Below are 14,472 nucleotides of genomic sequence, written 5' to 3'. Positions count from 1 at the left end.
CCCGCTCAGCCCGTCAGCACCACGGGCCTGTCACCGCAAAGGTTGTGCCCGGCGTATAGCAGTTCACGTACATCGTGTCCCCGTCCGGGGAGAAGGTGACGCCCGCGAACTCGCCCCACTCGGGAGCTTCGGCGGTGCCGATGTTCTGGGCGTTGCGGGCCAGCGCGTACACCTCGCCGCGCTTCGTCACCCCATACACATGCTGCGCTCCGTCCCCGTCCTCGCAGACCATCAGTCCGCCGCCGGGTGCCAGGCAGATGTTGTCCGGGGACTCGCCGGGCAGCTGGAGGTCCGTGTCCGGGCCGAAGACGACGACGAGGGTGAGGCGGCGGCGGTGCGGCTCGTACCGCCACACCTGCCCGTAGTGGTCGGCCGCCGAGCCGTCCCCGGAGCGGGCGAAGCTGGAGACGAAGTAGACGGACCGCCCGTTCCAGTAGCAGCCCTCCAGCTTCTGGGCGTGGGTGATGCCCTGGGGGCCGAAGTCCTGGAGCCGGATGGGGGTCTCGATCGCCTGCGGGTCCGGTACGGGGACCCAGCTCACGCCGTCGAAGCTCGCCCCGGTCTCCTGGATCGCGGAGAGGTCGGGGACGCCCGGCACCCGCATCGCCTCCAGGGTGCCGCCGGCGCGCAGGGAGCCGGTGCCGCCGAGCGGTTTCTCGGGCAGGAAGCGGTAGAAGAGGCCGAAGGGGCGCTGGAAGGCGTCCTCCGTCTCGTACACGATGCCGCTGTACGGATCGACGGCGATCGCCTCGTGCTGGAAGCGGCCCATGGCGGTGAGCGGGACGGCTCCGGTGCGGTGCGGGGCGGCCGGGTCGACCTCGAAGATGAAGCCGTGGTCCTTGGTGTAGCCGTTGGTGCCGGCCTTGTCCTCGGTCTCCTCGCAGGTCAGCCAGGTGTTCCAGGGGGTCGGCCCGCCCGCGCAGTTGACGGCCGTCCCGGCGATGGCGACCCGCTCGGCCAGGACGCTGCCACGTCCGTCGAGTTCGAGCGCGGTGCAGCCGCCCTTGGCGGCCGGGTCGTAGGTGAGGCCGGCGACGGTGGGGACGCCGAGGCGGGCGGTGGCCCGGTTCTCGTGGTTGCGGACCAGGTGGATCCGGCCGCGGCGGCCGGGCAGGGCGGTCATCCCGTCGTGGTTGCCCGGCACGGGCCCTTCGCCGGAGCGCAGCGGTTCGCCCTCCCGGGAGAGCACCTTGTAGCGGAAGCCTCTGGGGAGGTCGAGGAGCCCGGCCGGGTCGGGGACGAGCGGGCCGTATCCGGCGTGGCCGCGGGCGGCGGCGGTCCCGGTGAAGAGTTCGGTCAGGGCCCCGGCGAAGGCGATCGAGGCGACGGAGGCGCCGGTGCGGGCGAGGACCTGCCGGCGTGTCGTGGAACCAGATGTGGAACCAGGCGAGGATGTGGACGTCATGAGGCAACAACTCCCTGCTGGCGGACAGGAAATGACTGTGGTCCGCATGTGTGTATCACTCGAAGTGATGCACGTGAACCATGCGGACCACGTCGCCTCATGAGGCGTACGACGTATCAGGCGTGCGGCCGATGCGGACGCACTGCCCCTACGCGTCAGGCCAGTTCGGCGGTCAGGGTGATCGTCGTACCGGTGAGGGCCTGGCTGACCGGGCAGTTCTTCTTGGCGTCCTCGGCCATGGACTGGAACTCCTCCGCGTCCAGGCCGGGCACCGTCCCGCGGACGGTGAGGTGGCTGCCCGTGATGCCCTGACCCGGCACGAACGTGACGTCGGCCTTGGTCTCCAGGCGGGCCGGCGGGTTGCCGGCCTTGGCCAGGATGTTGGAGAACGCCATGTTGAAGCAGGAGGAGTGGGCGGCCGCGATCAGCTCCTCGGGGCTGGTCTTGCCGCCGGGCTCCTCGGTGCGCGCCGGCCAGGAAACCGGGTACGAGCCGATGCCGGAGGAGTCGAGGGAGACGACGCCCGAGCCCTTGAGGAGGTCACCCTCCCAGACGGCATGGGCGGAACGGGTAGCGGCCATGGTGAATCCCTTTCGATCGGGTATGGCCCCCAACCTACTGGTCCACAAGCCTCTTTGCGTCCCGCGCCAGCGCGGTGAGCCGGGAGATCGCCCGGAAGTACTTCTTGCGGTACCCGCCCTTCAGCATTTCTTCACTGAAGAGCCGGTCGAAGGGGAGCCCGGAGGCGAGCACCGGCACCTCCCGGTCGTACAGCCGGTCGGCGAGGACGACCAGCCGCAGCGCCGTGGACTGGTCCGGGACGGGCTGCACGTCGGTGAGGCAGACGGCGGTGAGGCCGTCGGTCAGCGCGCCGTACCGGCTCGGGTGCACGCGCGAGAGGTGGTCCAGCAGGTGCGGGAAGTCGTCGAGGGAGGACCCGGCGGTGGCGTACGCGGCCTTGGCGACCTGCTCGTCCGAGAACGGCGCGGGCGCCTCGGGCAGACCGCGGTGGCGGTAGTCCTCGCCGTCGATCCGCAGCGGACGGAAGTGGGCGGACAGGCCCTGGATCTCGCGCAGGAAGTCGGCGGCGGCGAACCGGCCCTCGCCGAGCTTGCCGGGCAGGGTGTTGGAGGTGGCGGCGAGCGCGACGCCCGCCTCGACCAGCTTGCCGAGCAGCGAGGAGACGAGGACGGTGTCGCCCGGGTCGTCCAGCTCGAATTCGTCGATGCAGAGCAGACGGTGCCCGCTGAGGGTCTTGACCGTCTGCTGGAAGCCGAGGGCGCCGACCAGGTTGGTCAGCTCCACGAAGGTGCCGAAGGCCTTCAGGGCGGGCTCGGCGGGCGTGGCGTGCCAGAGGGAGGCCAGCAGGTGGGTCTTGCCGACGCCGTAGCCGCCGTCCAGGTAGACGCCGCGCGGGCCGGTGGGCTCGGCGGGCTTGCGGGCGAACCAGCGGCGCTTGCCGGCGCCGGTGGCGTGGGCCCCGCCCAGACCGCCGGCGAAGGCGGAGAGCACCCGCACGGCCTCGGTCTGGCTGGGCTGCTTCGGGTCCGGTATGTACGTGTCGAAGCGGACCGCGTCGAAGCGCGGCGGCGGCACCATCTCCGCGACGAGTCGGTCGGCGGGGACATGCGGCTCTCGGGCGCAGAGGGAGAGCGGGGCCGCTTCGGTTATGGCACGGGTCGACACAGTTCCCCACTGTAAGCGCCGTGTCAGACTGCGAGGATGCGACGCCTGTTCCCTGTGACCGACCTGACAGCAGCCGACGACACCGCCGGGGACCGGGAGTGGTCCCTCGACGAGCTGGCCGACGCCTACGCGTACCCCAAGGACGCCGAGAATGCTGAGGTGGGCGCGGGCTCCTCGGACGCGGGGTCCCGGGAGGCGGAGGGCGGCGCGGGGGTCCATGGGCCCGGGGCCTGGCTGCGGGCCAACATGGTCTCCTCGCTGGACGGGGCGGCCCAGCACGAGGGCCGCTCGCAGCCCATCTCCGGCGACACGGACATGCGGATCTTCGGCACTCTGCGGGCGCTCGCCGATGTGGTCGTGGTCGGCGCGGAAACGGTCCGGCTGGAGGGCTACCGCCCGGCACGCGCGCGTGAGGCCTTCGCCAAGCGGCGGGAGGCCGCCGGACAGGGCCCGGCGCCGGCGATTGCCGTCGTCAGCGCCTCCCTGAACCTCGACTTCGCCCTGCCGCTGTTCACCGAGCCGCTGGTGCCGACCCTGATCCTCACCGGTGCGGCCGCGCCGCCCGACCGCGTCCGCGCGGCCGAGGCGGCCGGCGCGGTCGTGATCGTCGCCGGGGACGGGCCCGGCGTGGAGCCGGAGCGGGCGGTGCGGGCGCTGGCCGGACGGGGGCTGCGCCGCCAGCTGACGGAGGGCGGGCCGCGGCTGCTGGGCCAGCTGGTGGCGGCCGGGGTGCTGGACGAGCTGTGTCTGACGGTGTCGCCGACGATGACGGCGGGGGGCGCGCAGCGGATCGCCGGAGGGCCGTCGGTGGCGGTGCCGGAGCGGTTCGCGCTGGCGTCGCTCCTCGAGGAGTCCGGGTTCCTTTTCACCCGCTACCGCCGGATCTGACAATCGGCGGAATTTGTCGTTCCGGTTAGCTCCCGGTGGGCACACTTACTCTGCAGACCCCGTGCGGGCACGGGGAAGGATGGTTTCCGCAGAAGGGCTCACGCAGTGTTCACAAGCGTTTTGATGATCGAGAAGCCCCTGACGTCCGTCGACGTGGAATTCGTCACCACCCTGCACGGCGACGAGGGCGTCTCCTTCATCGTGCTGATGCAGCCCCGCGGCGACCAGGCGGACGTCCTGCTGCGCGCCATCGACGACGTGGCCATGGGCGAGCTGAAGGAAGCCGCACGCGAGGGCGAGGAGCCCGCGGGCGAGGACGCCCGCCGCCCCGCCACGGTGGCCCTCGAGCACTCCCTCCAGGCCCTGCGCGACGCGGGCTGCGAGGCCGTGGGTCAGATCGTCGAGGACCACCCGCTGGACAAGCTCAAAGCCGTCGTGGACGAGTCCGACGCCGACGAGGTGATCGTCCTGACGGCGCCGCACTACGTGGAGGAGTTCTTCCACAGAGACTGGGCCTCCCGGGCCCGCCACAAGGTCGGCGTCCCCGTCCTCAAGCTGTTCGCGCACGCCGAGCCGGAATCCGCCTGAGCGCACCGGCGCGCCGCCGCCCGGCCGCGCGCCGGGCGGCCCGGGCGTGGTGAGGAACTAGGCTGGGGGCCTCATGAACGCCGCACCCCGGGGAGACACACGCATGGCACCCGCCATCCCTGCCGCCGCCGTCCCTTCCGCCATGGAACGGCCGCACTTCATCGGCATCGGTGGTGCCGGAATGTCGGGCATCGCGAAGATCCTCGCCCAGCGCGGCGCCAAGGTCGCCGGCAGCGACGCCAAGGAGTCCCCCACCGCCGACGCGCTGCGCGCGCTGGGGGCCACCGTCCACATCGGCCACGCCGCCGACCACCTCGCCTCCGACGCCACCTGCGTCGTCGTCTCCAGCGCCATCCGCGCCGACAACCCCGAGCTGGCCCGCGCCGCCGAGCTCGGCGTCCCCGTGGTGCACCGCTCCGACGCGCTCGCCTCCCTGATGGACGGCCTGCGCGCGATCGCCGTCGCCGGTACGCACGGCAAGACCACGACCACCTCGATGCTGGCCGTCGCCCTCACCGAGCTCGGCCTCGACCCGTCGTACGCCATCGGCGGGGACCTCGCCGGCCCCGGCACCAACGCCCTGCACGGTGACGGCGCGATCTTCGTCGCCGAGGCCGACGAGAGCGACCGGAGCTTCCAGAAGTACGACCCCGAGGTCGCGATCGTCCTCAACGTCGAGCTCGACCACCACGCGAACTACGCCTCGATGGACGAGATCTACGAATCGTTCGAGGCCTTCGTCGCCAAGATCCGCCCCGGCGGCACCCTGGTCGTCGGCGAGCACTCCGGCGCCCGCGAGCTGGCCGCCCGGGTCCGGGGCCGCGCCGATCTGAACGTGATCACCGTCGGCGAGTCCGAGGGCTCCGACGCCCGTATCCTCGCCATCACCCCCAAGGGCATGACCAGCGAGGTCACCGTCGCCCTCGACGGCACCGAGCACACCTTCACCGTCTCCGTCCCCGGCCGCCACTACGCCCACAACGCCGCCGCCGCCCTCGCCGCCGGCTCCCGCGCCGGCGTCGACCCCGCCGCCCTGGCCCAGGCCCTCACCGCGTACACCGGCGTAGGCCGCCGCCTCCAGCTCAAGGGCGAGGCGGCGGGCGTGCAGGTCATCGACTCGTACGCGCACCACCCCACCGAGATGACCGCCGACCTGGAGGCCATGCGCGGCGCCGCCGGAAACTCCCGCCTCCTGGTCGTCTTCCAGCCCCACCTCTTCTCCCGCACGCAGGAGCTCGGCAAGGAGATGGGCGACGCCCTGGCACTCGCCGACGCGTCCGTGGTGCTCGACATCTACCCCGCCCGCGAGGACCCGATCCCCGGCATCACCAGCGCGCTGATCGTCGACGCGGCCCGCGCGGCGGGCGCCGACGTCACCCCGGTCCACGACAAGGGAACCGTCCCGGACGTGATCGCGGGAATGGCGATCCCCGGTGACCTGGTTCTCACCATGGGCGCGGGCGACGTCACGGACCTCGGTCCGCGGATCCTCGCCCGCCTGTCGAGCTGACCCGCCTGCCGAGCTGAGGAGCGTGTGATGGCGTACGAAGTGGAAAAGCCCGACGAGCAGTGGCAGGCGGAACTCACACCGTCCGAGTACCAGGTCCTGCGCCTGGCCGGCACCGAGCCCGCCTTCCGCGGTGAGTACACCGACACCAAGACGGCCGGCGTCTACTCCTGCCGTGCCTGCGGGGCGGAGCTCTTCCGCTCCGAGACCAAGTTCGACTCCCACTGCGGCTGGCCGTCCTTCTACGACCCGAAGGACTCCGACGCGGTCGAACTCCTCGCCGACACCTCCCACGGCATGATCCGCACCGAGGTCCGCTGCGCCCGCTGCGGCTCCCACCTCGGCCATGTCTTCGAGGGCGAGGGCTACGGCACGCCGACGGACCAGCGCTACTGCATCAACTCCATCTCGCTGCGGCTGACCCCGGACGAGAACGAGAGCTGAGCCTGTCTCGGGGGGCGGTGCCGCCCCCCGAGGCGGTCGCGGTCCGGCGAGGGCTCGGTGTGACGGCGCGCCGCTTGATCAATATGATCCGGCGATGATCACACGAAAGCGACTCGCGGCCGCCGTGTGCGGGCTGCTGGTCACCCTGACCGGCGGCCTCACTCCGGCCCCGGCCGTCGCCGACGCCGAACCGGCCCCGGCGAAGGAACCACCCAAGGTCGAGCTGGTCCTAGACGTCAGCGGCTCCATGCGGGCCAAGGACATCGACGGCCAGTCCCGGATGTCCGCCGCCAAGCAGGCGTTCAACGAAGTGCTGGACGCCGTCCCGGACGAGGTGCGGCTCGGCATCCGCACCCTCGGCGCCGACTACCCCGGCAAGGACCGCGAGACCGGCTGCAAGGACACCCGCCAGCTCTACCCCGTCGGCAGACTCGACCGCACCGAGGCCAAGACCGCCGTCGCGACCCTCGCGCCCACCGGCTGGACCCCCATCGGCCCCGCCCTCCTCGGCGCCGCCAAGGACCTGGAGGGCGGCAACGCCACCCGCCGGATCGTCCTCATCACCGACGGCGAAGACACCTGCGCACCCCTCGACCCGTGCGAGGTGGCCCGCGAGATCGCGGCCAAGGGCATCGGCCTCACCATCGACACCCTCGGCCTCGTGCCCAACGCCAAAATGCGGGCCCAGCTGATGTGCATCGCCGAAGCCACCGGCGGTACGTACACCTCCATCCGGCACAAGGACGAACTGTCCGACCGCGTGGGCCAGTTGGTGGACCGGGCCGCCGACCCCGTCGCCACCCCCGCCCCCGCCCAGGGCGCCGACAGCTGCGCGAACGCTCCCCAGCTGAAGACCGGCCTCTACTCCGACCGCGAAACCTTCGGCCAGCACCGCTGGTACAAGGTCGACCTGCTGCCGGGCCAGGAACTGCGCGCCTCCGTCAGCGTCGCCGCCGACCGCCCCGTCAACCGCGACTACGGCGTCATGCTGCGCGCCTCCACCGTCCACGGCCGCGAAATGGTCCGCGGCGAGGCCGCCGGCGACGGCCGTACGGACGTCATCTCGACCGGCCTGCGCTACCCCAAGCCCGACACCGACGACTCGGACTCCGACTCCGGGGACGGCGACGGCAAGCCCGCCGCCGAGACCGTCTGCCTGCGCGTCAGCAACTCCTTCTCCGCGCCCGCCGGCGTGAAGACCGCCCCCGGCCTGCCCGTCGAGCTGACCATCGACGTCGTCGACGGCCCCGACGAAGCCGCCGACACCGCCTTCTTCGGCCTCGGCCGCGGCTGGTGGTTCCTCGCCGCGCTCATCCTCGTCGGCTTCGCGGCCGGTGTGCTGTGGGGCTGGCTGTCCCGCTGGCGCGTCACCGTGTGGAGGACCAACTGATGCGAACCGTACGAACCCTCGCGAGCCTGCTCCTCGGGGGAGCAGCGCTCCTCGCCCTCCCGGGCACGGCCCACGCCGAAACCCCCTCGCCGAGCGCGAGCGCCGAGGCCGCCCCGACCGAAGCCGGTACGTCCTTCCGTACCGCCACCGTCGTACGCCCCGGCCAGCGCGCCACCGCCAACGCCTCCACCGGCGACTACCTCTACTGGCAATTCCCGGCGGACGCCGGTGACCGCGCCACCGTACGGGCCACCGTCACCCTTCCCGAGAAGGCGGCCCCCCGCAGCGGCGCGCACACCTGGCAGCTCGACGTCTACGACGGCCTGCGCCGCCACCAGGCGTGCCGCTACGGCAGCACCACCAAGTCCCTCGCCGCGGACGCCCGCTCGGTCGAACTCACCTGCGCCCTCCGAACGGTCCGCGCCCTGGCAGAGCCCTGGGCCAACGACCCGCTGCCCGGCGTCTACCACGTCCGCCTGACCGTCGTCGGAGCCCCGGCCGCCGACCTCGGCCAGCCCGTGGACGCCGCCCTCGAAATCACCACCGCCGACGCGGGCGCCGCATCCGCCGTCGACGGCTCCCTCTCCACCCCGCTCGTCCCCTCCACCGGCCGCGCGGTCGAACCCGACGGCGGCTGGTCGTCCGGCTGGTGGTCCCCCCGCTGGCTCTGGACAGCGGCCGGCGCGGCCCTCGCCGCGCTTGCCGGCATCTGGGGGTACAGCCTCACCCGTGGCCGGGGAAGGGTTCTCTCCTAGGGCACGGCGGACGCTCGTCAGGGTTGCTGCGCCCGGTAGAGATCACGGAGCAGGGCGATCTCCGCGCCGTGGTGCAGCAACTCCGGGTTGACGACCCCACGATGTCGACAATGCGCTGTCGGCAGGGGCTGTTTCGGCGCCGGACCGAGGCCGCCCCGTACCGTGTCGGACGCGCACGCCGCACGGCCTATTTCACGCGGGCTGGAGCAGGTCCCAGCGGTTGCCGTACAGGTCCTCGAAGACCGCGACCGAGCCGTACGGTTCGTGGCGCGGCTCCTCCAGGAAGCGGACGCCCGCCGCGAGCATCCGGGCGTGGTCGGCGGCGAAATCGTGGGTGTGGAGGAAGAAGCCGACCCGGCCGCCGGTCTGGGCGCCGACCGCGGCGGCCTGGCGGTCGTCCTTCGCGCGGGCCAGCAGCAGGTCCGTACCGCCGGTGGCCCCGGGCGGGCGGACCACGACCCAGCGGGAGCCGTCCCCGCGGTCCGTGTCCTCGACCAGAGTGAAGCCGAGGGAGTCGGTGTAGAAGGCGATGGCCTCGTCGTAGTCGCGGACGACGAGTGTGACCAGGGCGATGAAGGACATACGCCCAGCGTAGGCGGCCAGGGCCGGGCCCCGGTCCGGCCGCCTGTGCCGCGGCCAGGGCCAGGGCGGGCGGCGCGGGTGGGCCGGGCACAGCGGACGGCTGGGCGCGGAGGCAGCGAGGCCGCCGGGGCCGTCTCGGCCCGGTGGGACAATGGCCCGCATGGACGCGCAGCTGCTCGCCGAGCTCACCGAACGGGCCCGGCGCCTCGCCGTACCGGGACGCCGCCGCGTCCTCGGCCTCGCCGGGGCGCCCGGCGCCGGGAAGTCCACGCTCGCCGCGCGGCTGGTCGAGCGGCTCGACGGGCTCGCCGTCCTCGTTCCCATGGACGGCTTCCACCTCGCACAGGACGAACTCGTCCGGCTCGGCCGCGCCGGGCGCAAGGGCGCGCCCGACACCTTCGACGCCGCCGGATACGTCGCCCTGCTCCACCGGCTGCGTACACAACAGTGCGATGTCACCGTGTACGCACCGGCCTTCGACCGGACCCTGGAGGAACCGGTCGCCGGCAGCATCCCCGTGCCGCCCGGCGTACCGCTCGTCATCACCGAGGGCAACTACCTCCTCCACGACGACGGCCCCTGGGCTCCGGTCCGCGGCCTCCTCGACGAGGCGTGGTTCCTGGAACTCGACGAACCGCGGCGCGTGCGGCGGCTGGTGGAGCGTCATGTGCGCTTCGGCAAGGAACGCCCGCACGCCGAGCGCTGGGTCAGGGACTCCGACGAGGCCAACGCCCGCCTGGTGGCGCCCGGCCGGGACCGCGCCCACCTCGTCGTCCTGATGAGCTAGACCGCCGCCACCCGCGCACCCGCGTGCTCCACGGCCGCCGCCGCCAGCGCCCGGACCACCGGATGCGGGCGGGTGCCGTCCCCGGCCAACTCCGGCTGGAACAGCGTCGCCAGGAAGAACGGATGCCCCGGCAGCTCCGCGATCCGCACCTGCCCGTCCTCGTCCGCGCCGGTGAAGGCCAGACCGTGCGCCCGCAGGGTCTCCAGGTGGCGGCCGTCCGGGCCGTACGAGCAGTGGTACCGCTCCAGCGTGCTGGCCGTCCCCAGTACCGACTCGGCCAGCGTCCCCGGCGTCACCCGCACCGTCCCCTCGTGGCCCACCAGCGAGCACGCGAGCGGCGTGATCACCAGATCGTCGCCGTCGGCCGCGGGATCGTTCTCCGCGTGGGCGGCGCGGGTCAGACCGCAGACATTGCGCGCGTACTCCAGCAGTGCGTGCTGGAACCCGCCGCAGGTGCCCAGGAACGGGATGCCGTTCTCCCGAGCGGTGCGGATCGCGGTCAGCACGCCCGCCTCGCTGACGTAGGGGCTGCCGGGCAGGACCCACACCGCGTCGAAGCCGGCGACGGCGTCGGGCTCGAGGGCGTCCGGCGTGGGGATCCAGTAGGCGTCGAGGACGAGTCCGTCGCGCTCCGCGAGCGTGTCGAGCAGTTCGGGGACGCGGACATGCGAGGTCACATGGTGCGAGCGGTCGCCGACCAGGGCGATGCGTGCGGTGTGCTGTGTCATGTGTGCCATCGTCACGGCGCACCCGGCATCACGTCCAACGATGATCACTGCTGACCGCATCAGCGATGCTCATGGACATGGATCCGCATCTGCTCCGCACCTTCGTCACGGTCAGCCGCCTCGCGTCCTTCTCGGCCGCCGCCCGTGAACTCGGCTACACCCAGTCGGCGGTCTCCCAGCACATCGCCGCCCTGGAGAACGACCTCGGCACCCCGCTGCTCTCGCGACGCCCCGTCGCACCCACCCGCGCCGGTGAACGCCTGTTGGAACACGCCGGATCCCTGCTGCTGCGCCTCGACGCGGCCCGGGCCGACCTCGCCCGGCTCACCGCCGAACCGGCCGGAGGCGCCGTGACCCTCGCCGCCTCCCCGCTGGCCGCCGCCCACCCGGGAATCCTCGCCGCCCTGCCGCCGACAAGTGTCACCTTGCACGTCATCCCCCGCGACGAGGTCCCCGCCGCCGTCGCCACCGGAGCCGCCGACCTCGGAGTCGCGGACGGCCTCGCCGCCCCCAACGACCCTCTCCCGCTGCCCGACATGGCCCGTCTGACCGCCTCGGCCCTCGGGACCGCCCGCGGTCTCACCGAGGACCCGCTCACCGTGCTGTTCCCCGCCGACCACCCCCTCGCCCGCCGCGCCCGCACCGGCCTGCGCCTCGACGACCTCGTCGACGCCCGCTGGATCGACGCCCCCGCCGCCGGCTTCCCGCTGCAACGCCTGCGCGCCGCCCACGGCTCGTACGGCTTCCGGCCCGCCCTGCGCTACGACGGTACGGACGTACGGACCCTCGCCGCCCTGGCCGCCGCCGGCCACGGCCTGACCCTGCTGCCCGCCACGGCCGCGGCCGCCACGCCGGGCGGCGTCGCCGTCCCCCTCGCCGGATCCCGCCTCGTCCACCGCACCGAACTCGTGACCGCCGGGGAACCGACGGGCGCGGCGGGCGAGTTGGTGCGGCGGCTGAGCAGGGCGGTCTAGGCTCGGACGTCCGACGGCGCAAGGAGGGTGAGGGGATGAATACGTCAGTCAAGCGCGGCGTGGTGGTGGCCGCCTCGATCGTGGTCTCGGCGGCGAGCGGCGTCGTCACCAACGTGGTGACCGACAGTCCGTCCTGGCCGTGGGGGATCGCACTCGGCGCGCTGGTCGTCACGGCGGTCGCCCTGGCCCTGGCGATCCCGGCCGAGACGCCCCACGCCCCGCCCGCCCCCGCCCCGCCCGCGCAGCCGAACGCCCGGTCGGCCGGGGCCGGTTCGGTAGCCGTGGCGGGCGACGCGCGCGGCAGAATCACCACCCGTGTCACCCCCGCCCCCGCAGGAACCCCCGCCCCGGCGCCCGAACCGCCCGCCGCGGGAGGGGTCGTGGCCTCCGGCGCCGGCTCGGTCGCGGTCGGCGGCGACGCCCACGGCGACATCACCACCGGCGACACCCCACCCCCTCCGCTCCCCGCCCCGGCCTCCCGCCCGGGCGGCGGCACCGGCGGCACCGTGGACACCCCGTGACAGGAGGAGACTCCATGCCCAGCTCACCCGCAGCCACCCCCGCCCCTTTCACCGCCGACGACTACCGCGCCCGGATGGACCGCGCCGTCCGGGCCGCCGCAGAGGCCGGGCTCGACGGGGTGCTTGTCGCGCCCGGGCCCGATCTGGTGCATCTCACCGGGTATCAGCCCACCGCCGTCACCGAGCGGCTCACCGTTCTCGTGCTGACCGCCGGGCGCGAGCCCGTGCTCGTCGTGCCCGCGCTGGAGGCGGCGGATGCCGGGAAGGCCGCCGGGGCGGGCGCGTTCGGGGTGCGCGACTGGGTGGACGGGAAGGATCCGTACGGGATCACCGCGGCGCTGCTCGGCGCGCAGGGGCGGCTCGCGGTCAGTGACAACACCTGGGCCATGCATCTGCTGGGGTACCAGAAGGCACTGCCGGCGACCCGCTACGTCTCCCTCACCGAGGCGCTGCCCATGCTCCGGGCCGTCAAGGACGCGCGGGAGCTCGAACGCCTGGAGGCCGCGGGCGCCGCCGCCGACGCCGCGTACCGGGAGATCTTGAAGGTGCGGTTCGCCGGACGCCGGGAGAACGACATCGCCGCCGATCTCGCCATGCTGCTAAGGGAGTTCGGGCACTCCCAGGTCGACTTCACGGTCGTCGGCTCCGGGCCCAACGGAGCCAACCCGCACCACGAGGCGAGCGACCGTGTCATCGAACACGGTGACATGGTGGTGCTCGACTTCGGCGGCCTCAAGCACGGCTACGGCTCCGACACCACCCGTACCGTCCACGTCGGCGAGCCCACCGCCGAGGAACGCGCCGTCCACGACATCGTCCGCGAGGCCCAGCAGGCCGGGTTCGAGGCGGTGCGGCCCGGAGCCGCGTGTCAGGACGTGGACCGGGCCGCCCGGGCGGTGATCACCGAGGCCGGGTACGGCGAGTACTTCATCCACCGCACCGGTCACGGCATCGGCGTCACCACCCACGAGCCGCCCTACATGATCGAGGGCGAGGAGCAGCCGCTCGTCCCCGGCATGTGCTTCTCCGTCGAACCCGGGATCTACCTGCCCGGCCGCTTCGGCGTCCGTATCGAGGACATCGTCACCGTCACCGAGACCGGCGGCCACCGGCTCAACAACACCCCCCGCGAGATGGCCATCGTCGAATAGGGATCACGGTCAGGGGCGGCCGATCCGCGCCAGCAGGTCGTACGGGTAGGGCAGCGGGCGGGCGCTCGCCTCGTCGAGCCTCGCCAACTGCTCCGCCGTCAGCGTCCAGCCGACCGCCCCCAGCGTGCCGGTGATGTGCTCGACCGTCCGCGCCCCGACGATCGGCGCCGTCACACCCGGCTGGTGCAGCAGCCAGCGCAGGGCGACCTGCGCGGGCTCCCGCCCGGTCTCGCGCGCGATCTCCAGCAGCGCGTCGACGACCCGCCAGGTCTCCTCGGTGTCCAGCGCGCGCCACCCCTCGCGGCCCGCCTCCCGGGAGCCTTCCGGCGCGGCCGTCATCCCGCGCCGGTAGCGGCCCGTCAGCCAGCCGTGGTGCAGCGGGCTGTACGGGACGATTCCGACGCCCTCGGCCACGCAGAGCGGCGCGAGCTCCCACTCCACCTCGCGGCGCAGCAGGTTGTAGAGCGGCTGGAGGCTGATGTACGGCTCCCAGCCCTCGGCGCGCGACACACTCAGCGCCTTCTGGAGCTGTCCGGGCGCCACATTGCTCGCGCCCACGTAGCGGACCTTGCCGGCCCTCACCAGTGTGTCCAGCGTGGAGAGGGTCTCCTCGATCGGTGTGGCCGCATCCCACGCATGTGTCTGATAGAGATCGATGTAGTCGGTGCCCAGCCGGCGCAGACTCCCCTCCACCGCCGACACGATGTGCTTGCGGCTCAGACCGGCGTCGTTGGGGGCGTCGCTCATCCGCGCCCACACCTTCGTGGCGATGACCAGGGAGTCCCGGTCGCGCCCCTTCAGCCAGCGGCCGAGGACCTCCTCCGACTCGCCCCGGCCGTACATGTCGGCGGTGTCGACGAACGTGCCGCCGGCCTCGGTGAAGGTGTCGAGGACGCGGTGCGCCTCCGCCTCGTTCTCCGTGCCGAAGAGCATGGCCCCCAGGCACAGTTCGCTGACCTTCAGACCCGTCCTGCCCAGATGTCGCTGTTCCATGGGCAGCACGCTAGGCCGTGGAGCGGGCTCCAGGGCATGAGCGACGGAAATCGGCCACGTCCTCGGCTCGGCC

Annotated in this window: 16 protein-coding genes; 10 read left to right on the top strand and 6 right to left on the bottom strand. The window is 73.0% G+C overall.

The genetic code is table 11. The annotated features are described in order from the left end of the window. Window positions 1-13 precede the first annotated feature (13 nt). The 3 genes from IEZ01_RS04545 to zapE all read right to left on the bottom strand — a co-directional run bounded on the left by IEZ01_RS04545 (window position 14) and on the right by zapE (window position 3,091). Complete coding sequence (locus IEZ01_RS04545; RefSeq protein ID WP_019890196.1) at window positions 14-1,405, bottom strand: alkaline phosphatase PhoX; 1,392 nt, start codon at window positions 1,403-1,405, stop codon at window positions 14-16. A gap of 155 nt (window positions 1,406-1,560) precedes the next feature. Continuing rightward, complete coding sequence (locus IEZ01_RS04540; RefSeq protein ID WP_019890197.1) at window positions 1,561-1,986, bottom strand: OsmC family protein; 426 nt, start codon at window positions 1,984-1,986, stop codon at window positions 1,561-1,563. Window positions 1,987-2,020: 34 nt separating this feature from the next. Further along, the gene (gene zapE / locus IEZ01_RS04535; protein ID WP_189200016.1) at window positions 2,021-3,091 is read right to left on the bottom strand and encodes a cell division protein ZapE; all 1,071 of its coding nucleotides are present in this window, start codon (window positions 3,089-3,091) and stop codon (window positions 2,021-2,023) included. A 36-nt stretch (window positions 3,092-3,127) separates the two neighbouring features. Between zapE and IEZ01_RS04530 the strand changes: the two genes are divergently transcribed. The 6 genes from IEZ01_RS04530 (at window position 3,128) to IEZ01_RS04505 (ending at window position 8,663) form a co-directional block, all read left to right on the top strand. Next, on the top strand, window positions 3,128-3,979 hold the full coding sequence (locus tag IEZ01_RS04530) for a pyrimidine reductase family protein (protein ID WP_189200014.1): 852 nt from the start codon (window positions 3,128-3,130) through the stop codon (window positions 3,977-3,979). A gap of 105 nt (window positions 3,980-4,084) precedes the next feature. Next, window positions 4,085-4,567 carry a hypothetical protein gene (locus IEZ01_RS04525; protein WP_028798101.1) on the top strand — a complete coding sequence of 161 codons (483 nt, stop codon included), beginning with the start codon at window positions 4,085-4,087 and terminating at the stop codon, window positions 4,565-4,567. Between the two features lie 103 nt (window positions 4,568-4,670). After that, the gene (murC, locus tag IEZ01_RS04520; RefSeq protein ID WP_019890201.1) at window positions 4,671-6,077 is read left to right on the top strand and encodes a UDP-N-acetylmuramate--L-alanine ligase; all 1,407 of its coding nucleotides are present in this window, start codon (window positions 4,671-4,673) and stop codon (window positions 6,075-6,077) included. 27 nt (window positions 6,078-6,104) lie between these two features. Beyond that, on the top strand, window positions 6,105-6,518 hold the full coding sequence (gene msrB, locus IEZ01_RS04515) for a peptide-methionine (R)-S-oxide reductase MsrB (protein ID WP_019890202.1): 414 nt from the start codon (window positions 6,105-6,107) through the stop codon (window positions 6,516-6,518). A 94-nt stretch (window positions 6,519-6,612) separates the two neighbouring features. Further along, window positions 6,613-7,908 (top strand): VWA domain-containing protein, encoded by a 1,296-nt coding sequence (locus tag IEZ01_RS04510; RefSeq protein ID WP_189200012.1) that lies wholly within the window; start codon window positions 6,613-6,615, stop codon window positions 7,906-7,908. Beyond that, entirely contained in the window at window positions 7,908-8,663 is a 756-nt protein-coding gene (locus IEZ01_RS04505) for a hypothetical protein (RefSeq protein ID WP_019890204.1), read from the top strand. The genes IEZ01_RS04510 and IEZ01_RS04505 overlap by 1 nt, the downstream gene beginning before the upstream one ends. Window positions 8,664-8,855: 192 nt before the next feature. Here IEZ01_RS04505 and IEZ01_RS04500 read toward each other — a convergent pair whose 3' ends face one another. Further along, complete coding sequence (locus IEZ01_RS04500) at window positions 8,856-9,245, bottom strand: VOC family protein (protein WP_019890205.1); 390 nt, start codon at window positions 9,243-9,245, stop codon at window positions 8,856-8,858. Window positions 9,246-9,405: 160 nt separating this feature from the next. Between IEZ01_RS04500 and IEZ01_RS04495 the strand changes: the two genes are divergently transcribed. After that, a complete protein-coding gene (locus IEZ01_RS04495) occupies window positions 9,406-10,032 on the top strand; it encodes a nucleoside/nucleotide kinase family protein (protein ID WP_189200010.1) in 627 nt (208 codons plus the stop codon). Here the strand turns inward: IEZ01_RS04495 and IEZ01_RS04490 are convergent. Further along, window positions 10,029-10,760 carry a CTP synthase C-terminal region-related (seleno)protein gene (locus tag IEZ01_RS04490; protein ID WP_019890207.1) on the bottom strand — a complete coding sequence of 244 codons (732 nt, stop codon included), beginning with the start codon at window positions 10,758-10,760 and terminating at the stop codon, window positions 10,029-10,031. The genes IEZ01_RS04495 and IEZ01_RS04490 overlap by 4 nt on opposite strands. A gap of 77 nt (window positions 10,761-10,837) precedes the next feature. Between IEZ01_RS04490 and IEZ01_RS04485 the strand changes: the two genes are divergently transcribed. The 3 genes from IEZ01_RS04485 to IEZ01_RS04475 are packed head-to-tail and all read left to right on the top strand — an operon-like array spanning window position 10,838 to window position 13,406. Continuing rightward, window positions 10,838-11,734: a LysR family transcriptional regulator gene (locus IEZ01_RS04485; RefSeq protein ID WP_229832677.1), complete on the top strand. Its 897-nt coding sequence runs from the start codon at window positions 10,838-10,840 to the stop codon at window positions 11,732-11,734. A 35-nt stretch (window positions 11,735-11,769) separates the two neighbouring features. Further along, window positions 11,770-12,255: a hypothetical protein gene (locus IEZ01_RS35585; protein ID WP_158685719.1), complete on the top strand. Its 486-nt coding sequence runs from the start codon at window positions 11,770-11,772 to the stop codon at window positions 12,253-12,255. A gap of 14 nt (window positions 12,256-12,269) precedes the next feature. Continuing rightward, on the top strand, window positions 12,270-13,406 hold the full coding sequence (locus IEZ01_RS04475) for a M24 family metallopeptidase (protein WP_189200006.1): 1,137 nt from the start codon (window positions 12,270-12,272) through the stop codon (window positions 13,404-13,406). A 9-nt stretch (window positions 13,407-13,415) separates the two neighbouring features. On the opposite strand, the gene IEZ01_RS04470 is transcribed toward IEZ01_RS04475, so the two are convergent. Beyond that, entirely contained in the window at window positions 13,416-14,399 is a 984-nt protein-coding gene (locus IEZ01_RS04470; protein WP_189200004.1) for an aldo/keto reductase, read from the bottom strand. Window positions 14,400-14,472 lie beyond the last annotated feature (73 nt).

The sequence above is a fragment of the Streptomyces purpureus genome (assembly GCF_014648195.1).
In the GTDB taxonomy this organism is placed as follows: domain Bacteria; phylum Actinomycetota; class Actinomycetes; order Streptomycetales; family Streptomycetaceae; genus Streptomyces; species Streptomyces purpureus.
The sequence above is the reverse complement of the archived record's forward strand: the minus strand, read 5'-3'. Positions and strand labels throughout refer to the sequence as shown.